Source organism: Pseudomonas profundi (genome assembly GCF_008638305.1).
In the GTDB taxonomy this organism is placed as follows: Bacteria; Pseudomonadota; Gammaproteobacteria; order Pseudomonadales; family Pseudomonadaceae; genus Halopseudomonas; species Halopseudomonas profundi.
In genome coordinates this window covers 201,130-207,481 of sequence record NZ_VTPZ01000008.1, presented here as the reverse complement: position 1 = coordinate 207,481, position 6,352 = coordinate 201,130, and the positions used below count along the sequence as shown (strand labels likewise).

3 protein-coding genes are annotated in these 6,352 nt (G+C 59.7%); all 3 read right to left on the bottom strand.

Translation table 11 applies throughout. The features are described 5' to 3' along the window. Positions 1-96 precede the first annotated feature (96 nt). The 3 genes from FZE95_RS12675 to hrpA all read right to left on the bottom strand — a co-directional run bounded on the left by FZE95_RS12675 (position 97) and on the right by hrpA (position 6,335). Positions 97-1,218 carry a beta-ketoacyl-ACP synthase III gene (locus tag FZE95_RS12675; RefSeq protein WP_150301233.1) on the bottom strand — a complete coding sequence of 374 codons (1,122 nt, stop codon included), beginning with the start codon at positions 1,216-1,218 and terminating at the stop codon, positions 97-99. 12 nt (positions 1,219-1,230) lie between these two features. Then, on the bottom strand, positions 1,231-2,187 hold the full coding sequence (locus FZE95_RS12670) for an alpha/beta fold hydrolase (protein ID WP_190324561.1): 957 nt from the start codon (positions 2,185-2,187) through the stop codon (positions 1,231-1,233). Positions 2,188-2,441: 254 nt separating this feature from the next. Then, positions 2,442-6,335: an ATP-dependent RNA helicase HrpA gene (gene hrpA, locus FZE95_RS12660; protein WP_150301231.1), complete on the bottom strand. Its 3,894-nt coding sequence runs from the start codon at positions 6,333-6,335 to the stop codon at positions 2,442-2,444. Positions 6,336-6,352: the final 17 nt, after the last annotated feature.

Genomic DNA, 6,352 nt, shown 5'->3' with positions numbered 1-6,352 from the left:
TAGGAAAACCATACAAGGCGCGACTCGCGGCGATGCTGGCCCTAAGGCCAATTTTTTTGAGTTTGCGGTTCGGCTCTTCGCCAGGCCAGCCTAATTTTAGAGCTTGCGCACAATCACACAGCCAATCGAATACCCCGCTCCGAAGGAGCAGATAACGCCGTGACTACCTGCAGGCAGGTCGTCCTGGTGCTTGTGGAACGCGATAATGGAACCGGCGGAGCTGGTATTGGCATATTCATCCAGCACCACCGGTGCTTCATGCTCTTCCGGGTCACGGCCAAGCAGTTTGCGGGCGATGAGCATATTCATGTTCAGGTTTGCCTGGTGCAGCCAGAAGCGTTTGACGTCGGCGACCGGCAGACCGGTCTCCTGCAAATGTTTGCCGATCAGGTCAGCCACCATTGGGCAGACATCCTTGAATACTTTGCGGCCCTGCTGGATGAACAGTTTGTCAGGCAACTCCTGACCGCTCTCATCGGCCCGATTGAGAAAGCCGAAGTTATTGCGGATGGCATTAGAGAATTTGGTCAGCAGCTTGGTACCGAGAACTTCGAACTGGTTGTTCGAAACCGCCTGATCGGCACGTTCGACCACAACCGCAGTACAGGCATCGCCAAAGATGAAGTGGCTGTCACGGTCGCGGAAGTTCATGTGGCCAGTACAGATCTCCGGGTTGACCATCAGGATCGCCCCCGCTTGGCCCAGCCGCACCGAGTTGGCGGCGGTCTGGATGCCAAAGGTTGCTGAAGAACATGCCACGTTCATGTCGAACCCGAAGCCTTCGATACCAAGCGCTTCCTGAACTTCGACGGCGATGGCCGGATAGGGACGTTGCAGGTTGGAGCAGGCAACGATGACGCCGTCGATGTCCGCCGCAGCACGGCCAGCGCGTTCCAGCGCCTCAGTCGCCGCCTTGACTGACATTTCGCACAGGATCGACCATTCGTCATTGCTGCGCTCGGGAATGTCCGGCTTCATGCGGTCAACGTCGAGAATGCCGCTCTTGTTCATCACGAAGCGGCTTTTGATGCCTGAAGCCTTCTGGATAAACTCGGTGCTGGACGGCGACAGCGCTTCCACCTCACCCCGGCTGATCGCCTCGGCGTTCTCTTCGTTGAACTTCGCCACAAAGGCATTGAAACTCTCGACCAGCTCTTCATTACTGATGCTGTTCGGCGGGGTGTACAATCCTGTTCCGCTTATCACGACTCTATGCACGGTCGGTCCTCGTCAATTAGTGTTGGTGTCGCGCATCGTTGTATCACGAGGCTGCGACGGTATTTCAGGGCTGTGCTGTGCAAGCCAGGACAGCACCAGCGGGAAATGATCCACCTCGGCTTGCGGATGCGTCAGCAGGTCGTTGTGGCCGTAATCCCGGGAACAACCGGTGCCCTTCTTCAGTCTTATTATCTGCGCGTCATGCTCGCCCAGCTCGCAGGCAAACGCCTTGACGTCGGAAAAATGCCCCAGATGGTGGTCTTCATTGCCCGCCAGATACAATCCCGCGGGCCAGGCCAGAGTTCTCAATGCCAGAGCATAATCGAAAGCGTCCTGTTGATCACGCCATTCACCACCCCAGGCCCATTGCAGATGCTCAGCATGCAGCCTGAGCGATACATCTGCCGAGCCGATGCCCAGCGAACAGGCAGGGATCAAACCCTTGCGGTGACCCATGAGCGGTGCAACACGCCGCCACAGCAGTTCCAAGGGCATGCTTTGCAGACGCAAACCGCCCTGGCGCGCCCGGCTGCCGGCAAAATGCACCAGACCGGCGATTTTGCCCAGTACCTCTGGTCGGCGAATCAGCGCGCTAGCCAGCAACACACTGCCCCAGCCATGTCCGGCTGCAAAGAAGGCTTCGTCCGGGTGGTTGCGTTGAATCAGATCAAAGAAAGCCGGCAGGTCCTCGGTAATGATCTGATGCTGGCTGATTTCCATACCCGGCTTGAGCTCTGGCTTGCTCTTGCCGTAACCGCGAAACTCGGCAATGTAAACGTCGAATCCCGCTTCTGCGAGGAAAACTGCGAGCCCGCCGCCGGAGTTCAGATGATAGACATGCTTGTCCTCCGCCAGCCCGTGGATCAGCAAAATCGCCGGGCCGCCCGCACCGGTGCGTACGTGCTGGACGTGTAGCCGTACCTCCGCCGAGACGGAAAGCAATTCGGAGCTGATGAGCAATTGCGTCACAGATTGATCCTTGTATCTGAACTGAAGCCCAGAGTCTGTTCCCGTTTCATCGCGAGCTGCGTTGCCGTGTAAAACGGCGCCAGGCCGGGCGGCGTTGCGCAAGGTGGAGCCCGCTCCCGGCGGGCTTGCTGCATTCACCGCATCCATGTGGATCGCACGGGACGCAGGTAATGGTTGTTCCCTTGCCAAGTCGCGCAACGCCGCATGGCGTCATTTGACACGCAACCTAGGCGGCCCCACCCCTGGCGCCGGCATCAGGCGGGGATCTCCTGCCACAGTTTATTCAACCGCTTGGCCGACACCGGTACACGGGTACCGAGTTGCTGGGCAAACAACGATACCCGATATTCTTCCAGCAACCAGCGCCAGGTGACCAGGCGATCATCCCAGCGGCCTTCCTGGCGGTACTTTTCTGCCCTGGCGCGATACTGCTGCGAAAGCTGCTGGATTTCATCGGTCCACACGCGGTCACGCTGCACCTGCGCGGACAATTTGTCCAGCCGCTGATCGAGGGCATTTAGATACCGGAGGTACTGGTCCAGCCATTCCGCCGGCACATCCCGCACGAATCCCTTGAACACCAGACCGCTTAGCTGCTCCCGGATATCATTCAGCGCCAACGCCCAGGACAGATCGATCTTGCCCTTGAGCCGTTTCTGGATACCGTGCCAGCTCTTGAGGATAGTCAGTACCAGCGCTGCGAGCTTTTCTGCAGCCGGGATGAAGTCCCCGCGGCCCTGCGCGAGCAGGTTGTCGAGCGTCTGCGGATCCCGCGGCAGCGGTTGTCCGGCCGGCAAGAACACCCTATCCACGGTCGCCAGCAAGACATCATCGGTCAGCTGCTGCTGGTTACCCAGTTCACGAAAATAGATAGCCGCCTCTTTCAGAGCAGGTACTTTCTGCCTCAGGAATTTCACCTGCTCGGGCAATCGCTGCAGGAGTAACCGCTGTACCCCGCGCCGGTGCGCCTGCTCGGCTTGCCCTTCGATATCGAAAAGCTGCTCAACCACCTCATCGCCCTGCTCAACCCACGCTGGCCAGAAAGTCACGGCGATCCCCGCCTGTTTACGATTCACCGTCTGCGGCAGGGCATATTCGCCGGGCGTTCCGGCAGGCGCTGCATGCTGCGCCGCCGGGGTGTGCTCCATCGCCGCGACAGTCTGGCCTGACACCTGACGACACAGGGCATTGAAGTCGCGCCCTGTCGCGATCGGAGTGCCGTCGGCGTCCACCACCTCGAGCCGCATCAACAGATGGTCTTCGACCTCGACCTGGTCCCAGACATCCTCTGGCAAGCGCGCACCCGTCATGCGACTGAGCTCGCGACCGAGGACCTCGGTCAGCTTGTCCTGACCGAAGGGCATACGCTCAAGCGCGGCGCGGACAAAGTCCGGGACGGGAACGAAATTCTTGCGCAACGCCTTGGGTAATCCACGGACCAACGCCAGACATTTGTCATAGATCAGACCCGGCACCAACCAGTCGAGCCGCTCCTCGGGGAGCTGCCGAAGTAATGCAGCGGGTACGCGGAGCGTCACGCCATCCTCGGGGTGCCCCGGCTCGAAGTGATAGCTCAGCGGCAGTGCAACACGCTCCCAGCGCCAGGTATCCGGGTACTGCTCAACGCTGACTTCGTTGGCGTCGCGCTGCAGAAGCTCCTCGCGGGTCATATGTAACAGCGTGGGGTCGGCCTGGCTTTGCTTCTTGAGCCAACGCTCGAAACTCGCCAGCTGATAGATATTTGCCGGAATCCGCGCATCGAAAAAGCGATAAAGCGTTTCGTCATCGACCAGAATGTCCCGCTTGCGCGCCTTGGCTTCAAGCGCCACCAGCTCCTCAAGCAGTGCCTGATTGGCCCTGTTGAACGCCGAGCGGCCATGCCACTCGCCAGCCACCAGCGCCTGCCGAATGAAAATCTCGCGCGAGGCGGCCGGGTCAATCGGCCCGAAGTGCACCTTGCGTTTCGGCACGATGATCAGCCCATACAGCGTGACCTGTTCATAGGCGATGACCTGCCCGCGCTTTTTCTCCCAATGTGGCTCGCTATGGCTGGTTTTGACCAGGTGCCCTGCCAGCGGCTCGACCCACAGCGGATCGATCTTGGCGGCGAGGCGCCCGTACAGCCTGCGCGTCTCGGTCAGCTCGGCCACCATGACCCACGCCGGCCGTTTCTTCGCCAGCGCCGAGGATGGATGCAACATGAAGCGGCGTTGCCGCGCGCCCATGTAATCGCCCTCCTCGGTTTTATTGCCGAGCTGACTGAGCAGGCCGGCAAGTAGTGACTTATGCACTGCATCGTCGGCTGCCGGCTCCTTGTTCACGAACAGGTTCAGTTCGCGGCAGGTCAGCAATAATTGTCGATGCGTCTCACGCCACTCACGCATGCGCAAATAATTGAGGAAATTGCGTCGGCACCAGCTGCGCAACTGATTCTGGCTCAGCTCCTGACGCTGGGATTCAAAGCCGCGCCACAGATTGATGAAGGCAGCAAAGTCGGAGCTTTCATCCTTCCACTGACTGTGCGCCTGATCCGCTGCCTGCTGTCGTTCGATCGGACGCTCGCGCGGGTCCTGCACGGCCAGGGCGCTGGCAATGATCAACACTTCGTCCAGGCTATTGCGTTCGTTTGCCTCGATCAGCATCCGACCAATACGCGGGTCGACCGGCAACCGCGCTAGCTGCCGCCCGACCTCGCTGATGGCGCCAGCTTTATCGACTGCGCCCAGCTCCTGCAACAGAGTGAAGCCATCACTGATGGCGCGGCCATCCGGTGGCTCGATGAAGGGAAAATCTTCGATGCGGCCTAACCGCAAATGCAGCATTTGCAGGATGACGGCTGCGAGATTGGTGCGCAGTATTTCCGGATCAGTAAAGGCGGGACGGCTCTCGAAGTCCTGCTCGGAATACAACCGCACACAGATCCCGGGCGCCACACGACCACAGCGGCCCTTGCGCTGATTGGCGCTGGCCTGGGAAATCGCCTCCACCGGCAGACGCTGAACCTTGGAACGCGGACTGTAACGGCTGATGCGCGCCTCGCCGGGATCGATCACATAGAGTATGCCCGGCACAGTGAGCGATGTTTCCGCCACGTTGGTCGCCAGTACCACCCTGCGCCCGGCATGCGAGGCAAAGATCTTTTGCTGCTCGGACACGGACAGGCGCGCATACAAAGGCAGGATTTCAGTGTGACGCAGATTGGCTTTGCGCAGGTATTCAGCGGTGTCGCGAATCTCCCGTTCACCGGGTAAGAACACCAAAGCATCCCCCGGTGGCAACCGATTGGCACGCTCGTGCGCTTCCAGTTCCTGGAGCGCCGCGAGGATGCCCTGATCGATGCTCAGATCTTCCTCGACCTGATTGCCCTCTTCATCGATCTCAGCCGTCAACGGCCTGTACCAAAGATCCACAGGAAAGGTCCGCCCGGACACCTCTATAATCGGGGCGCCATCGAAGTGTTCGGAGAAGCGTTCCAGATCGATGGTTGCCGAAGTGATGATGACTTTCAGATCGGGGCGCTTGGGCAGGATAGTTCTGAGGTAGCCAAGCAGAAAGTCGATGTTCAGGCTGCGTTCATGCGCCTCGTCGATAATCAGGGTGTCGTACTTGTTGAGAAAGCGGTCGTGCTGGGTTTCGGCCAACAAGATGCCGTCGGTCATCAGCTTGACCAGGGTGCGCTCGTTGCTCTGGTCAGTGAAACGCACCTGAAAACCTACCAGTTCGCCAAGGGTGGTGCCGACCTCCTCCGCCACCCGGCTGGCAACAGTGCGCGCTGCCAGACGCCGTGGTTGCGTGTGTCCGATAAGGCCATAGGCACCGCGGCCAAGCTCCATGCAGATTTTCGGAATCTGCGTGGTCTTGCCCGAGCCGGTTTCGCCGGCAATCACCACCACCTGGTTATTGGCTATGGCCTCGGTGATCTCCGCGCGCTTGGCCGCTATGGGCAGGTTGTCGTCATAACGCATGGGCGGGATGCTGGCCCGGCGTGACTCGACTCTGCTGCGCGACTTGTCAAACCGAGCCAGCCATTGCTCAAGCCGAGCTGGTTCGGGCTGCTTGCCCAGGGCGTGCAATTGCCTCAACAAACGGTGCCGGTCTGCGGACATGGCCTGATCAAGGTTAGCGGCTAATGCATGAAAATCGGTCATTCATTCCTGTCTGTTTC